This is a genomic window from Pantoea sp. At-9b (assembly GCF_000175935.2).
Lineage (GTDB): Bacteria > Pseudomonadota > Gammaproteobacteria > Enterobacterales > Enterobacteriaceae > Pantoea.
Map to the genome: position 1 here is coordinate 1,961,218 of NC_014837.1, position 15,978 is coordinate 1,977,195.

At 58.3% G+C, this 15,978-nt stretch carries 14 protein-coding genes; 6 read left to right on the plus strand and 8 right to left on the minus strand.

All coding sequences use genetic code 11. From position 1 onward, the window contains the following. Nucleotides 1–9: 9 nt before the first annotated feature. The gene (locus PAT9B_RS08980; protein ID WP_013508940.1) at nt 10–1,164 is read right to left on the minus strand and encodes an efflux RND transporter periplasmic adaptor subunit; all 1,155 of its coding nucleotides are present in this window, start codon (nt 1,162–1,164) and stop codon (nt 10–12) included. A gap of 297 nt (nt 1,165–1,461) precedes the next feature. Between PAT9B_RS08980 and PAT9B_RS08985 the strand changes: the two genes are divergently transcribed. The 3 genes from PAT9B_RS08985 to PAT9B_RS08995 all read left to right on the plus strand — a co-directional run bounded on the left by PAT9B_RS08985 (nt 1,462) and on the right by PAT9B_RS08995 (nt 2,587). Continuing rightward, on the plus strand, nt 1,462–1,809 hold the full coding sequence (locus PAT9B_RS08985; protein WP_013508941.1) for a helix-turn-helix domain-containing protein: 348 nt from the start codon (nt 1,462–1,464) through the stop codon (nt 1,807–1,809). A gap of 86 nt (nt 1,810–1,895) precedes the next feature. Continuing rightward, nucleotides 1,896–2,321: a ribonuclease domain-containing protein gene (locus tag PAT9B_RS08990; RefSeq protein WP_013508942.1), complete on the plus strand. Its 426-nt coding sequence runs from the start codon at nt 1,896–1,898 to the stop codon at nt 2,319–2,321. Between the two features lie 2 nt (nt 2,322–2,323). After that, nucleotides 2,324–2,587: a barstar family protein gene (locus PAT9B_RS08995; protein WP_041525939.1), complete on the plus strand. Its 264-nt coding sequence runs from the start codon at nt 2,324–2,326 to the stop codon at nt 2,585–2,587. Here PAT9B_RS08995 and PAT9B_RS09000 read toward each other — a convergent pair. From PAT9B_RS09000 to PAT9B_RS09015, 4 genes are all read right to left on the minus strand, one after another. Next, the gene (locus tag PAT9B_RS09000; RefSeq protein WP_013508944.1) at nt 2,584–4,947 is read right to left on the minus strand and encodes a virulence factor SrfC family protein; all 2,364 of its coding nucleotides are present in this window, start codon (nt 4,945–4,947) and stop codon (nt 2,584–2,586) included. The two genes, PAT9B_RS08995 and PAT9B_RS09000, sit on opposite strands and share 4 nt — an antisense overlap. After that, complete coding sequence (locus PAT9B_RS09005; RefSeq protein WP_013508945.1) at nt 4,944–7,916, minus strand: virulence factor SrfB; 2,973 nt, start codon at nt 7,914–7,916, stop codon at nt 4,944–4,946. Before PAT9B_RS09005 ends, PAT9B_RS09000 begins: the two co-directional genes overlap by 4 nt. 2 nt (nt 7,917–7,918) lie before the next feature. After that, the gene (locus tag PAT9B_RS09010; RefSeq protein ID WP_013508946.1) at nt 7,919–9,250 is read right to left on the minus strand and encodes an SrfA family protein; all 1,332 of its coding nucleotides are present in this window, start codon (nt 9,248–9,250) and stop codon (nt 7,919–7,921) included. A gap of 141 nt (nt 9,251–9,391) precedes the next feature. Next, nucleotides 9,392–10,570, minus strand: a complete 1,179-nt coding sequence (locus tag PAT9B_RS09015; RefSeq protein ID WP_013508947.1) for a benzoate/H(+) symporter BenE family transporter — start codon at nt 10,568–10,570, stop codon at nt 9,392–9,394. A 94-nt stretch (nt 10,571–10,664) separates the two neighbouring features. On the opposite strand from PAT9B_RS09015, the gene PAT9B_RS09020 reads away from it, so the two are divergent. From PAT9B_RS09020 to PAT9B_RS09030, 3 genes are all read left to right on the plus strand, one after another. Further along, nucleotides 10,665–11,210 (plus strand): helix-turn-helix domain-containing protein, encoded by a 546-nt coding sequence (locus tag PAT9B_RS09020; RefSeq protein WP_013508948.1) that lies wholly within the window; start codon nt 10,665–10,667, stop codon nt 11,208–11,210. Between the two features lie 83 nt (nt 11,211–11,293). Then, nucleotides 11,294–11,716 (plus strand): MarR family winged helix-turn-helix transcriptional regulator, encoded by a 423-nt coding sequence (locus PAT9B_RS09025; protein WP_013508949.1) that lies wholly within the window; start codon nt 11,294–11,296, stop codon nt 11,714–11,716. 17 nt (nt 11,717–11,733) lie between these two features. Further along, on the plus strand, nt 11,734–12,285 hold the full coding sequence (locus PAT9B_RS09030) for an isochorismatase family protein (RefSeq protein ID WP_013508950.1): 552 nt from the start codon (nt 11,734–11,736) through the stop codon (nt 12,283–12,285). Between the two features lie 81 nt (nt 12,286–12,366). Here PAT9B_RS09030 and pqqU read toward each other — a convergent pair whose 3' ends face one another. From pqqU to PAT9B_RS09045, 3 genes are all read right to left on the minus strand, one after another. After that, on the minus strand, nt 12,367–14,493 hold the full coding sequence (pqqU, locus tag PAT9B_RS09035; protein WP_013508951.1) for a TonB-dependent receptor PqqU: 2,127 nt from the start codon (nt 14,491–14,493) through the stop codon (nt 12,367–12,369). Nucleotides 14,494–14,657: 164 nt separating this feature from the next. Then, nucleotides 14,658–14,918, minus strand: a complete 261-nt coding sequence (locus tag PAT9B_RS09040; protein ID WP_013508952.1) for a hypothetical protein — start codon at nt 14,916–14,918, stop codon at nt 14,658–14,660. A gap of 156 nt (nt 14,919–15,074) precedes the next feature. Further along, on the minus strand, nt 15,075–15,926 hold the full coding sequence (locus tag PAT9B_RS09045) for a Vmh family MBL fold metallo-hydrolase (protein ID WP_013508953.1): 852 nt from the start codon (nt 15,924–15,926) through the stop codon (nt 15,075–15,077). Nucleotides 15,927–15,978: the final 52 nt, after the last annotated feature.

The window sequence follows — 15,978 nt, forward strand, 5'->3', positions numbered from 1 at the left end:
TCTCGAAAGTTATTGGGCGGAGCGCATCGCTACCGGTTGCGCGGTGACCGGCATGCCGGGCATAAACACTTTCTGTAAACCGTTAACGATCACCTTGTCACCGGGTTTCAGTCCGTTCTGCACCACGCGCAGGCCATTGGCCATATCACCTGGCTGGATGTCACGCCGCTGGGCCTTACCGCTGGCATCAACCACGTAAACATATTTACGATCCTGATCGGTCAGCACCGCTTTATCGTCAATCAGCAACGCGGTGAAATCGGCGCTACCGGGCAGGCGCACGCGGGCAAACAACCCCGGCGTGAACTGACGCTGCTGGTTATCCAGGGTGGCGCGCATCCGGATGGTGCCGGTGCTGGCGGTCAGTTGATTATCGAGAAAATCGACTTTGCCCGGATGCGGGTAACCTTGCTCGCCGGTCAGGCCGATTTCTACCGGCAACGCTCCCCGGTTTTGTCCCTCGCGGGCCATAGCCTGATAACGCAGATAGGTGGCTTCATCGACGTCGAAATAGACGTAGACGCGATCCTGCGACACCAACGTGGTGAGCACGCTGGCGCTGTCACCGGCGGTCACCAGGTTGCCGATGGTGATCATGGCGCGGCTGGCGCGGCCATCAATCGGCGCGGTGACACGGGTAAAGTCGAGGTTGAGTTGCGCCATATCGACCGCCGCCTGAGCGGACAGCACCGTAGCCTGCGCCTGGCTGGCGGCTGAACGGCGCTGTTCTGCCTCTTCACGTGATACCGCCAGTGTGCCAATCAGTTTTTCGGTACGCGCCGACTCACTGCGTGCCAGTGCCGCCTGGCTGCGTGCCTGCGCCAGTTCAGCCTGTGCCTGTTCCAGCGCCGCGCGATAGGTGCGATCATCAATAGTGAACAGCACCTGGCCTTTTTTCACGTCATCGCCTTCGCGATAGTTCACCTGATCGATATAACCGGAAACGCGCGGGCGCAGCTGTACGCTTTGCACCGCTTCGATGCGGCCATTAAAACTGTCCCACTGGCTGACTTTCTGCTGTACCACCTGCGCCACACTCACTTCAGGCGGTGGCGGTGGGGCGTTTTTCGCCACACCGCTATCACAGCCGGCCAGCAGGCTTCCCAGCAGCACCATTCCTGACAGGCTTACGCCCAGACGAACCCCATATGTCTGCAGATGCATTGTAGTTATTCCGCGTTAGTCAAAAAATTGAAAGGTCATGTACAAAAAATTTTGCAACTTTGACGGTTGCATTAAAACGGGATGAGTGTAGGCTTGTGCAAACTGCTTCTGCAAGAATATCTGATACACTTTAAGTGCGGTTTTGATCGCAACGGATCATGCAGGGGAATACCCCTACGCGAAGTGCGGCATTTAATGCAATAATAAAACTTGCACTAAATGGCATAGTCAGTCACCCTTAAAGTGTAACTGCAACAGATACTGATACTGATCGCCACGGCGACGGGAGAAAATGGGATGATGAGCGACGCATTTATTCACGATCTGATCGACTGGATTGATAACAACATTGAAGCACGTCTGGATCTGGACACCGTAGCAGGGCGTGCCGGGTACTCGAAATGGCATCTGCAACGGATGTTCAAAGAGCACACCGGTTATCCGCTGGGTGAGTACATTCGTGCCAAGAAACTGAAAAAATCGGCAGACCGGCTGACCACCACCAACGAGCCGATTCTGAACGTGGCGATTTCGCTGGGGTTTGACTCGCAGCAGTCATTTAACCGCAGCTTTAAACGTCAGTATGGTGTGGCACCGGGTGCATGGCGACGTCATGCCGGACACCAACCCAGCGTTATGCAGTAACCTCCGCCAGGGCCAGCGATGCTGGCCCGCGTTTTTCCCGCCTGAAAAGCTGCTATTATCGGCCTCCTGAACCTCAGGAAGTCACTATGTCGAAGAAACTCTGGATTGGATTGATTATCGCGCTGGTCGCTTCATGGGCCGGGCTAAAACCGCATTTCTCTGCGGCACCTAAAACCAATATCGCGCAACTGACCGATGCTGAAACGGTCGCGCGCTGGCTGCAACAACACCATAAATTACCCGATGTTTATCTCACCAAAAATGAGGCACGTCGTCAGGGCTGGAACCCCGGCAAAGGCAACCTGTGCGATGTCCTGCCCGGTAGGGCGATTGGGGGTGACCGTTTTGCTAACCGTGAGCAGCGCTTGCCACAACAGGCAGGACGCCAATGGTATGAAGCTGATGTCAATTACGATTGCGGCCACCGCGATGCCGATCGTCTGCTTTACTCTTCAGATGGCCTGATTTTTCTCACCACCGATCATTATCGTAGCTTTAAGCCGGTACCCTGATGATGTTGACTCTCACCTTTGATTTCCAACAGTTGCCCGATCGTCAGGCGTTTTATCACGCGCTGACGCAGCAGAGCCACTGTCCGTTTGCCTTTGGCAACAATCTCGATGCATTGTGGGATTGGCTGACCGGCGGCATGGCGCTGCCGGCAACCCTGCATTTACGCCATGTGGATGACAGCAGCACGGAGTTCGCGCCGGTCGTGGCGTTGCTGGAAGAAGCGGTAGCGCAGCTCGATGGTGAGCTGCGCCTGGTGCGTGATTAAGCGTGCAGAGGTAATAACATCATTGCCAGCGTCTGCCGAGCGGCAGCAGACAGATCGCCGCCGCCGGTATAACCGTTGTTCTCAACAATCACGCTATTCAGCCCCACCAGCCAGTCGTAAATGTAATACGCCGTATGGTTGGCAGGCGCGGCAGAGAGGCGCGTCAGGCGCTGGCCTGATGAAAAGCTGACGCTGGGGGCCGGTGGGCGGGCGAAAATCGTCTGACCACGATTGACGCGGCTGGCCGGACGTTCACTCTCCGGGCGTTGCAGGAAGCCCAGCCAGGCAACAAAATCGCCCAACACCGTCATGGCACGTGACACCTGACGGTCGGTACGGGCTTCATGCGCGCTGGCCTGCGCATCCGGCTCGTTCAGCGCCGCCTGTAAGATGCTCAGCATGTTGTGACGGAAGCTGGCGGTAATTAACTCCTCCACCAACAATTCCAGCGTCGGTTTATCGACATTAAGCAATGCCAGCAGGCTGCGGCTCTCCGGGAGCTGACGCAGATGATCCAGCCATAAAGCGAATACCTGCTGTGGGAACTGCTGATCACGCTGCCCCGCGTGATTGCGCGGTTCCGTCGCAGCCACCGGTTCGTCTTTAAACAAGTCGAATTCAAAACCGATGCCAAAATAGCTTTGCTCAGCGGCCGCGCTGGCGGCTTTGTGCTGCGTCCCGCTGTTGCTTTGGCTCAGCCACAGCTGGCGCACTGCGTCGCGGGACGGCTGCAAACGTTCCAGCAGTTCGCCGTGCAGGCCGGTACGATGTTGCAGGCATTTCAGCAGGGTATCGGCGATGGTTTGTTTGCGCGCCGCCTGTTCCGGTGTGGCGCTGGCCTCAGTCCAGGGTTGCAAACGATCCACCAGAGTCTGTTGCAACGTACTCAGCTGCAAGGCCAGGCGGTCGCGGCGTGCATCGGGCTGCATTTCATCCTGCAACCAGCTTCCCATACGATCAACGCCTGCACGATCCAGCGCCAGCATTGACCCCCAACTCTGGCCGGGCTGACCAATCTGCCGTTGTACCGCTTCATCGACGTTAATCTGCTGGTGGCGGGCATCATAAGGGGTGATGGCCCAGATCAGCCGGGGCTTCTCACCACTGGCGGGCACCGCTTGATGCAGGTGCCATTCGCGCAGAGCCTGGCTGGCGAGATCGGCATCCTGGCGCTGGCTGGCGGCAGTACAGATCAATAACAGATCAATATCCTGTCGCGCGGCATACCAGCCAGGCAGCAGGGCGCGTTTCTGTTCCAGCAAGGTGGCGCGCAGCGCGTCACGGGTTTGCAGGCGCAGACGATCTTCTTTTTGACCACGATCGGCAGGCGTACCGGGTGCCGGCAACTCCAGCATATCGGCTTCATCGTACAACGCCTGACGGGGTGTTGAGCTGAGTGGGATGGTGATTTCCAGCGTTAGCAAGGCCAACAGGCCCAAGGGTACTGGCTGCGCTTTACCGACCCGATTTGCCACTATCGGACACACCTCAATCATCTCCAGCAAATCGGCATCGCTGGCAATCAGTTTCTCGGCAGGCAGTGAGGCGTCATCCACCAGCAGGCTGAGCGGGGCCAGCACCCGTGGCGCATGGCGCAATTGATGTCGCAAATGCAGCAGGCTGCGCAGGCTTTCACTTAAGGCGTTTTGACCCGGCCACAGCAAGGCGAACAGCTGTACGCGATCATCAACACTGAGCCAGGGCGCAAGAGTAATGGCCTGCGGCCAGAAATGGCGATCCAGCACCTCAGCGTGGCAATGATGACGACGACTCCACGCCCATAACGTCACCAGGGCATCGCTCTCCAGCCCTGGCTGGATCTCGCTCTGGCGATGACGTTGCAGGCGTTGCAGCGCGCTGTCGATGGCGGCGGTATCCGGTTGTGGTTCACTGGTGGCGCAGGCCAGCATCAGGCGGATCAGCTCAACTTCGCTCAGCAGCGTCATCTCCAGCGGCCAGGCGCTGGATGAGGTTTCACGTTGATGGCTGAAACGGGTGGCGATAGCGAAATCCAGGTTACCCGGATTGATATGCTGGAAATAGTTCAGGGTTTTGTCACCCAGACGCGCCATTAACTGCCCCTGCGCGTCGCCAACCATTTCACTCAGCAACCAGGCTTTGCCCGCCTGCGATTGACCAAACAACGCCAGCGTTACCGGGCGTGCTAACTGACGTGCCAGCGCGTGGCTCTCCACACGGGCGCGTCGCAGTTGCAGGCTCAGGGTGTCGCCTTCCATGCTCAGACGCGTGGAATGTCCCTGCTGGTTTTCTACCCAGTTCAGTGCGCCATCGAGGGTTTCTTGCAACAGGCCGAGGCGTTTAGCCAGCGTGGCCTGTGGCTGTTTTTTTGCGGTTCTCATTTTTTGCAGACGCTCCCGCTGTCAATCCAGTATTGCGCATTCGCATTGCCCGTGGCGGAAAGCGTGTTCAGTTTCAGGCTCAGTTGTTCCAGTGGCACGCGGCTGCCGTCATCGAGACGGGCATCGCTCAGCACCAGACGCTCTGGTCCGGTGTTATCCGGTCCGGGTTGCACCGCCAGCTTAATCCGCAGCACGCTTTCCCCGGCGACTTTACGCGCCAGTTGAGGGTCGGTGATGCTCAGGCTGTAGAGCGGCGATGCGGGCCAGCGATCATTCTCCAACTGGCGGAAGCCAAGGCAGACGTTGCCGCGAATGCGGAAGCTGCTTTTGCGATCCAGGACGAAGCTGCTGCTGTCGAGATCGATCTCGCTATAGCACAGGTTGTCATCGCTCAACGCCTGGGTTTCATCCAGCACGCCGAGGTAACGAATGGTGGAGTAAGGTTCAAAATCACCGGCGCGGAACCAGAAACTGCTCAGACGCAGATCCAGCGCCAGCAGACACAGCATGGCACCCACGGCGGCGGTCGATTTCGGGTTGTCGATGCGTCCCTGTTTGTTGAACGGATACCAGTCGCTGGTGTGATAACCCTCCAGCGAAAGAATACGGCTGCCCGGCAGCGGTTGCAGGTGGCGTACCAGCGCCTGGATGCCCGGGAAGCGTGATGGGCGACCGGTCAGCAGCAGCACGTCGCACTGGTAGAGCGACACCACTTCGCACATGGCTCGCAACGCCGGGATGATGGCCATACGATGTTGCAGGAATTCGCCATGCAGCTGCGCCAGGCTGACCACCAGCGGCACCTCCAGCAGGTCGAAACGGCTGTCGCCACCGAGGGTGCGCTGGATTTCGCCGTTAATAAAGGCCAGTACCGCGTTGCTGGGCTTTTGTGGCACCAGTTCGCCAAACAGCGCGTTGATTTCGCTGTGGCTATCGAGCGGGTTCCAGTTTTCATAACGTTCCAGCACCGCCTGGGCCAGCGGGATAAACAACTGCAACGTCACCTGCTGACGCAGGGTGGCTTGTCCGTCCATACGGCTGTCGTGGCCGAACAATTTGTTCATCAGCGGTTCGGGCAGGGTCAGACCGGCTTTCTGCAAACTTTGTTGCAACGCTGGCAGAATCCACAGCTGAATCACATCCAGCAGAATGTCATCCCCGGCGACCTTAAAGCCTTCGCGGAACAGCAGGCGCGGGGTGATTTTGACGTTATTTCCCTGCCCGTCGTCGAGGCGATATTGGGTGATGGCGAGGTCGGTGGTGCCGCCGCCAATATCGATTGAGGCGATACGCAGGCTTTTACCCGGCAGTTCATCGGCTTCACGTGGGCGGTCTGGCCGCGCCATGCTGGTGAAGAAATCTTCGGCACGACCGGCAAAGTTGACCTGCGTTTCGTTAAACAGCCACACCATCTGGCCGCAGGTAGCTTCGTCCCACTCCATCTGTACATCCGGCACCGGACGCAGGCTGTTCGCCTGGCTAGCCGCGGTAAAGTCTTCTTCTGCCGGATGCCAGCCTTCCGCTTTCCACACCAGCGCAATGGCTTCCTGCATACGACGACGGAAAATTTCGCGCTCCGGTTTTGGCATCGCCGAGGGGAGCGTAAGGATGACATGGCGTAGCTGGCGCGGAGCCTGGCTTTGCGGCATCCGCTGGCGCTGGGCCACGCTGTTCATCTGCATCATCGCCTGGGCCAGCAGTTCGCACAGCATAAAGGTCATCAATGAGCTGCGGCTGTAGCTGGCCGAAAACACCGGCAGGCGTTCGTCGGCCGCCAGCGCATGCAGCGGCTGACCTTCATCGTTCAGCAGCAGGGTAAACGGCAGCGCAGTTGCCTGTGCTTCATCGCCGCTGCCGTTAGCATTGAAACGCCAGCCGGGCTGATAGCGGGCTTCGTCCCACAAATAACGCCTTGGGCTGGAGAGGCCGGTGCTGCCTTCAGTACCGGCGCGCAGCAGCGCCAGACGGCTGGCCTCGCGGCCAACACGCGTCAGCGACGGCCACATAAAGGCGTTTTCGCGGCCACTTTCCAATGAGAAATTGGCTTTGCCGAAGCGTGGCTCGGCAAACTCCAGACGGCTGTCGAACAATTCGTTATACACCTGATGCGGTTCAGACAGGTCGCGCAGTTGCAACTCGTAAGTCTGACGCAGACCGTTGCTCTCCTCGGCGTGATCTTCCACCAGGATACCGCAGGTGTGCGAGTTACCGACATCGAGAATGATATCGACATTGACGGCCGGGGATTGCAGCGAAGCAGCCTGAATGGCGATCTCCGCCAGATCGAGTTGCTCGCCCAGCAGTTCCAGCAAATTAAGGTAATGCGCCTGATACTCAAATTCGCGCAGCGCCTGCACCAGTTCCTGCTCACGGCGCGATTCCAGGGCGGTTACCTGCTGACTAAAGGTTTCACGCAGCCAGCCATCCACCCAGGTGAGGTCAAGAAACTCGCCGAGTTCATAGTTATGCCAGGCGAGGGCAAAGCTGACGCCGTTTTGCGCATCCGCCTGGCTCAGGCCCAGCTGCTCACCACCGTCGCTTTCCGCGACCAGACGGGTATCAAAGGCGAGGGTGATGCGATGGGTATTCCCTGCCGCATCCGGCTGAGACAGCGGAGCCAGACGCAGGCGCGCCCAGTTTTCCGGCCCGCCAATAAAGCGGCGACCGCTGGTGCAGCGCAGCACCGGTAGCGGTAACCACTGATTGGCTAACAAGGTCAGGGAGTCAGCCAGCGCAATATCCGATTCCGGGCGCACCACTTCCGGCGCGCCGCCGTCTTCAGGATAAAGCAGAAATTTTCCGCTGTTGCCGTCGACGTTCAGGCGCAGCAGCGGGCCGTTCGCCGTCTGGCGTACAAACTGACGGCGTGCCTGTAACGCTGGCAGACGCAGACCAAAGTCGAGAAACTGGACACCGCTATCTTCAATCAGCGTGATTTTTTGTTTGTCATCGATGAGGGGCGCTAACATGGTTACTTACTCTCACGCTTAATCGTCAACGGGAAAACCTGGTCCGCGCCATATTGCGCTTCACAGCTGGCGATACCATCGCCTTGTTTACACACCAGTTCCGGCATGCGGTAGCGTGATTTGTCGCTACAGCTGGCGGTGTAGCGGCTGCGTACCACCATGGTGCCGACGCTGGTCATGGCAGCGGTAACATCAGCCTTACAGCGAATGCCATCGCCCTGGGTAATCAGTGCCGTGCCTTTGCCGTTGCGGATCTGATAACGCAGGCTCGGCGGTTTGCCGGTGGGCAGATTGGTCTGGCGCAGGGTGACGCGCCAGCGACCATCGAGGAATCGAACCGACCCCACACGCACATCTTCGGCGGTGATCACCAGGTCATCCGCTCTGGCGGGTGCGGTGGGCAGCGGAGCCGCCACCTCTACCACGGCGGGCGCAGCGGGTGCCGCAGGCGGTGGCGGTGGTGCGACCACGGTGGCGCTGGCCTGTGGCAGGGTGGTTGCCAGTTTTTCGGCTTGCACCAACACCGGCGGTGGCGCGATTGGCTGGCTCGCTACCGGGGCGGGTGCCGCAGCAGCGACCACCGCAGTGGCAGCCGGTTGCGTGCTGTGCAACCACCAGGCGGTGCCCGCGGCAGCAGCCAGCGCCACCGGCAGCAGCAGTAACCACGGGCGCAGCGTTCGGGTCCTGGCGGGTGAAGGGACCGTCGCGATCACCGGCTCAGGTTCGCTCATGTCCGGCTCAGGCTCAGCGATCGCTTCAACCGCTGCCGGCTCCGGCTCCGGCTCGGCCATGATGATCGGGGTTTCCACCACCGGCGGCGGTTCAGGTAACAGCGATGGCAATTCGTCGTCGAGGCTGTCGCGCAGACAGGCCAGCGCGTCATCGCGCGAGCGGGCCTGGGGATCGACAAAGCCCCAGAAGGTAATCACCGGTTTGCCGTCCACCAGATAGACATATTGCTGATCGGGGAATTGCAGGGTTTTGCTGAGCAGCGCGCCAAACAAGCGCATCGCCGGGTTTTCTGCCTCACGTGCACGCAGGCTCAGTGCCTGCAAATCCTGTTGATTGAGGGTGAGTTGTTCCAGTGCCTGACGTCGTTCGTGATCGCTGGCTGCCAGCCATGAGCGAACTTTGCCACTGAAGGGCGCGTACCAGTCGAGGCGGTCACCGCGTTCATTGGGTTGCGGAATGGCGAGGCAGTTCGCCAGCGTAGTTTGGCGGCGTAGCCGCAAGGTTTCGCGAATTTGCAGAGCAGAAGCCCAGACGGGCTGGCCGTTCTCACCCAGTGCCAGAACCGCGTCAAGATTGCCGCTGCGCAGAAAAGTTTTTGCCACTCGTTGGCCCTTATCGGTGAATGTCTCAGGCAGAAAAAATCGATTTTGGTGATCTTAAGCCAAATAAGGGCAAATCAAACGGCGGAAATAAGGGGGAAAACAGGGCGGTTTTCCCCGGCTGGACGATGGGTTGGCGAAAATTTAAGCGCGGGAGCGTGGCATCAGTACCAGATGCGTGAGCATTCCACCGCACAGGCCCCAGAAAGCCGAGCCGATCCCCAGCAGCGACACGCCGCTGGCGGTGATCAGAAACGCCACCACCGCGCTATCGCGCAGTTGCGGTTCCGCCAGCGCGCGATGCAGGCTGCCGGAGAGGGTCGCCAGCAGCGCCAGACCGGCCAGCGTGGCAATCAACACCTGCGGCAGTGCGCTGAACAGTACCGCAATCAGTGCACCAGTCAGCCCGGTGAGCAGATAGAAGAACCCCGCCAGCGCCGAGGCCATCCAGCGTCTTTGCGGATCGGCATCGACCTCTTCACCCATGCAGATGGCGGCGGTGATGGCGGCGATACACACGGAAAAGCCGCCAAACGGCGACAACACCAGGGCCAGCAGTCCGGTCCAGCTGGTCAGGGCCGAGATGGGCGGCTGATAACCATGCGCCTGTAAGGTGGCGATGCCGGGCGCATTTTGCGACGCCATCGTAACCAGAAAGTAGGGCAAACCGACGCCAATCAACGCCGTCAGGGTAAAGTGCGGCGTTATCCATTGCGGCACGCTGAGGCTGATCGTGTGCGATGGGAAGTGAATGCTGTGTTGTCCGATCGCCACCAACACGCCGGTGACCAGTGCGAGGATAATCGCGTAACGCGGTAACCAACGGCGACTCAGAAGCCATACCAGACACATGCTGCCGCACAGCGCAAAATTGCCCTGCAAACCGGTAAAGGTATTCAGGCCGAAACGCAGCAGAATCCCCGCCAGCATGGCGGCGGCCAGCGATTGCGGAATATGGTTCATCAGGCGCGCAAACAGCCCGGTGACGCCGCTCAGCACAATCAGGGCGTTGGTAAAGACAAACACACCAATCACTTCATTAATGGTCAGACCGTGCAAGCTGGTGGCCAGCAGCGCCGCGCCGGGTGTCGACCAGGCGGCGAGGATCGGCATCCGCGTCCAGAGTGATAACCCGAGCGAGGCGACGCCCATGCCGATACCCAACATTGAGAGCCAGCCGCCAATCTGCGCCGGAGAGGCACCTGCGGCCTGAGCGGCCTGGAAAATAATTGCCGCTGAACTGCTGTAACCGACCAGCACGGCAATAAAACCTGAGATTAAGATCGGCAGCGAAAACCCACTGCGCGGGGTGACAATGATCATAGGGACATCCGGGTGTGCGTTATAGCGCACATTGTTGCATGGGACGCTATAGCGCACAAGTGGTACACTGCGCGCGAGCTTGTCTGGAGATCCTATGGAAAATCTGCATCAACATCTGAGTCTGGCGCTGAAACAACTGCGGCAGGCCAATGGCTGGAGTCTGACGCTGGCGGCAGAACGCACCGGCGTCAGTAAAGCGATGCTGGGTCAAATCGAACGCGGTGAATCCAGCCCGACCGTGGCGACCTTGTGGAAAATTGCCACCGGCTTCAACGTGCCGTTTTCGTTCTTTATTCAGGGCAGCGAACTGCCGCCCGGCGCAGCCGCGACCTTTAGCCAAACCAATGCCCAAATGCAGGCAAAATCGCTGTTGCCTTACGATGCGCAGTTACGTTTTGACCTGCTGGAAGTGACGCTGGCACCCGGCGCGCAGAGCGATTCTTCGCCGCACGAACACGGGGTGATTGAGCAAGTGGTGGTGCTGGAGGGCGAGTTGTTACTCGGCGTTGAGGGCACCTGGCGACGCCTGCAACCCGGACAAGCCAGCCAATTTGCGGGTGATCAACCCCACAGCTACCGCAATCCGCTCAGCACGCCGCTGCGTTTTCATAGTCTGATTCATTACCCGCATCGGCCATAGGCTTACAAATTGATACGAAGGTAAACTACACAGTTTGCCTTCGTATTTATATACTCGCGTTTCACTGTAAGGGAGAAGTCGCCATGAGCGATCTGAACAGCGCGGCAGCGGCGCTGCGTAGCGTCAACGGCAAACTGGGACGGCGTCTACGCGAATCGGCCCCGCCGGGTGATCTCACCTGGTCGCAAGTTTCGGTACTCGGCTATCTGGTGCGCGATGGTGCCATGACGGTCACTGAACTGGCAGCAGCAGAAGGGGTGCGCACGCAATCAATGGGCGCCACCGTTGCCAGTCTGGTCAGTGCCGGGATGGTGCTGGGCGAAGCGGACCCGCATGATGGACGCAAAACACGCTACTATCCTACGGAAGCCTGCCGCGCGCTGGTAGCGGCCAATCGCGCCCAGCGCGATGACTGGCTGGTGCGCAGCATGGCGACGTTTAGCCCGCAGGAACAGCACACGTTGCTGGCCGCCATTCCCTTACTGCAACGACTTGCCGACCAATAATCCTGAGAGGACTCGAGATGGCTGTAACAACTTTAGACGCAAAAACCGCCCTGATTGTGATTGACCTGCAACACGGGATTGTGGCGCTGCCTGTGGTGCATGATCCGAAAGTGGTGATTGAGCGTTGCAAACGTCTTACCGATGCCTTCCGCGCGCACGATTTGCCGGTGGTGCTGGTGAATGTCGCGGGGGGTGCACCGGGCCGTAACGAGCAGGCGCGTCACGGCGGTGAACTGCCGGCTGACTGGGCGGTGCTGGTGCCGGAAATGACGCCACAGCCGGGCGACCTCAGTGTGACCAAGAAAACCTGGGGTGCTTTCCACAACACCGGTTTGCACGAACAGCTGCAACAGCGCGGTGTCACTCAGGTGGTGGTGTGCGGTATCGCCACCAGCATCGGTGTGGAATCCACTGCGCGTCAGGCTTATGAACTCGGTTACAACGTCACGCTGGCGACCGATGCCATGACTTGCCTGAATGCGGATACCCATCAGAATAGCGTTGAGCGTATTTTCCCGCGCCTGGGTGAAACCGGTTCGACGGCGGATGTGCTGGCGCTGCTGGGCTAAACAACATCGCGCGATGAATCGCGCCGCTACGCTTTCCTGCACCAGGTCGTAGCGGCGCGATTTATCGCGCAAAATTACTGATTACTGGAACGCGTAGCTTACGGTCAGACCGACGCTGTAGTTACGGCCCGGTGCTGGTTCGTAATAACGGCCATTGCTCTCGTTAACGATCACGGAACCGATGTAGTTGCGGTCGAACAGGTTATCGACGCGGCCAAACAGATCCAGCGTCCAGTTCTCTCTCACCAACCACTTATAGCCGCTGTTCAGGCCCACCACGGTATAGGCCGGGGCTTTCACATCGTTTTCATCGTCGGCGGCGATGTCGCTCATATAACGCACATCGGCACCGGCATACCAGCCTTGTTCCGGCGCATAAGACAGCCCGGCATAGGCCATGCTGCGTGCGATGCCCGGAATGCGGTTGCCGTCGCAGCTTTCCGTGCCACAGGCGTTGCTGCGGTAGCGCGCATCCAGCAAGGTCCAGGCGGCTTTCAGACGCCAGTCCTCACCGAATTGCTGATCGAGACCCAGTTCGAGGCCGCGACGGCGGGTTTGCCCGGCATTTTTGTAGCTGGTCCGTCCGTTGCTGCTACTGTCCGCGACGATTTCATTATCCGTATCGGTCTGGAAAATGGCCGCAGTCAGCAGGCCATAGCCAATGCGTTTTTTGGTGCCCAGTTCGACGGTGTCGCTGGTAGCCGGTTTCAGACCCAGATTGAGGCCTGACTGCCCATCAGAACGGTAGGACAGCTCATTGATGGTGGGGGTTTCAAAGCCACGACCCGCAGAAACATAGGCGTTCCAGCTATCATCAATCGCGTATTTTAACGATGCGGCAGGCAGCCAGCGGTGGTAGCGTGCATTGCCGCTGTCGTCGCCGTTACCGGAGGTGATGTAAAAATCGTTGGAGTCGAAATTGACGGTGCTGAAACGCACACCTGCATCCAGTGACCATTTATCGGTGAGCTGCCACGCCGTCTGCACGTAGGGATCGAGGTTCCACATCAGATTGCGTTCATTACGCCGCATATCCCCCATCACGCCGTAATCGGTGACGCCGTTATTGGTGGTGAAGTTTTCGTAACCTTTGCGGCGTTCGGTCATGGTTTCATAATCCAGACCGCCGGTCAGCGTCACCGGAATGGTGAACAGGGTATCGCGATGTGTCCAACGGGTATCGATGCCCTGATAATGACGCGTCAGAGAGATGACGCCACCCGGGTGGGCCGGACTGGTCTGCGAGCTGGCTGGAATCGACTGGTACTGGGTAGTTTCGCGCACCCCGGCATACATCATGACGCTCAGGTCGTCGTTTTCACTCATCTGGCGCTGATAATGCAGGCCACCCTGGGTCTGATCGACCGTTTTACGCGCGTTGTACAGGCTGACGTTACTGACGACCTGGCGCGGATTCTGTTCCCACTGCGCCTGAGTCAAACCGCCGGGATCTTGCGCATCGACATGCACACTGTTGAACAGCAGCGTCAGGGTGCTGACATCATCAATACGCACGCCCAGCTTGGCGTTGCCGAGGTTCTTCTCTGCCGAGCTGTGATCGCGATAGCCGTGGGTGGTAAAGCGTGACGCAGAAATGGTGTAGTTGACGTCACCGGCATGGGTGCCATCGCCGGTCGCCCCGCTGGCTTTCACGCTGTTACGCCAGCTGCCATAGCTGCCAAACCAGGTGCTGGCTTCCAGCGTAGTCGGCTGCTGACCGGTTTGGGTATCCACATTGATCACCCCACCGGAGGAGTTACCGTACAGCGCGGAGAAGGGACCGCGCAGCACTTCAACGTGGTCAATCGAGCCGATATCAACGTTGGAGGTCTGGCCCTGGCCGTCCGGCATGGTGGCGGGAATACCGTCAACGTACATGCGAATACCGCGCAGGCCGTAGGTCGAGCGCGAACCAAAACCGCGTACTGAAATTTGCAGGTCCTGGGCATAGTTCTGCCGGTTCTGAATTTGCATGCCCGGCACCCCCATCAGATTTTCTGACAGGTTTACGCGCGGAGCGGCATGACGCATATCTTCGCCGGACACGACGCTGACGGCTGCGGGGGTATCGAGTTCAGATAATCCGGAACTGTCGGGAGTGGCACTGACCACCATGGTGTTGCTGGCATCATCGGCGGCCAGCAGCGGCAGCGGAAACACCGCAGGCAGCGCCAGCCACAGCGCCTGGCGCAGTAAAGCAATTTTCATTATGAAAGACCGTAACAAATAAAAGGAAATGAACCGAATGGAACATAATGACGCATATGTTAATAGTTTTTACACGGTCTGGCATTACATTTTAAGCTATTGATTCTTTTTTTAACAAATAAATAGGCTATGGGCCGCGCTGGCCTGGCGTAAAAACCTTGCCGTCAGGGATAGGTGGTAAAGAGGTGCTCGTTCTGATTCGACGTCGCTTTATAAAATTTAATCTGCTCGCCATCAATACTGAGAAAAATAGCCTCATGCTCCTGCAAGGAATTGAACTTTCTTTTTTTGTCTTCAGCGATGCGAATGCGCAAATCTTTAATTCTGATTGAGCGGTATCCATCATTGCCGGGTGTTTCGGTCAGGGTGCCGCGATAAATCGTTGAAGGGTCGGATATTTCGTAGAAAGTAATGTCAGTGACCATTTCTTTCCCCTTTGAACACGGGCACATCCCCGTATCAGAAGTATATCCCGGTATTTTTTCTGAGATTCAAACTGAGGAAAACCTGATGCCATTTTAGGAGTGCTGACAAAACGGGCCGCCTGCCTGATAATCTGTCAGAACAGGCAGCCAGCAATATCACCACTTCATCTCACCGCTGTTCACCTTCGCGCTTAACGCCAGCGAACTCTCATCCGGCAGATTGGGCCAGGCAGCTTTCATGGTTTCAATTACCGCTGCCGAGCCTTTCTGCTGTGCCAGCGCGGCTTCAAACTTTTGCAGATAATCGAGCGTGAAAGTCACCGCCTGGTCGCCCTTTGGACGTGCGCCAATATAATGGCCTGGGATCACCACCTTGGGTTTCAACAGTTGCATTTCACGCAGTACGCTGCGCCACTGTTCGCGACTGGCGGGGGTTTGGGTATCTGCCGTCCAGACGTGAATACCGGCTGCTACCGCAGTCCCGCCGAGAATCGCCCGGTTGGCCGGAATCCAGACATAGGCGGATTTATCTCCGGCGTGGCGCATTTCGATACGCTCACCATCCACGCTAAAACCGGTCTGATAGGTTGTCTGAGGCACCACGAGCTGCGATGGCGCGCCGCCAGGCATTTTAGGCCCCCAGTATTGCAACTTGGCCTGTTTGGTGGCTTCGATATGTTCCACCACCAGCGGCGAAGCCACCACTTTCACCTGCGGGAAGGCTTTGACAATCGGCCCCAGGCCAAAATAGAAGTCAGGATCGCCCGAGGTAATCACAATTTGCGTTAACTTTTTGCCGCTCGCTTTAATCATTGCCACCAGGTTTTCGCCATCTTTCGGGCTGAACTGCGCATCAAACAATATCGCTTCGTGCGGGCCTGAGACCAGCGTCGAGGAGACCGGGAACAGTCCCTGTTCCTGCGGGTTATAGACCTCAAGGTGCAGCGGCGCAGCCAATACCGGACCGGCAGCCAGCAGCAAAACCCACGGTAATCTCTTCATTTTCATCACCTATTCCTTTCATCGGCAGCATGCCGTCACTAAAAGCCTCATTGTAGGG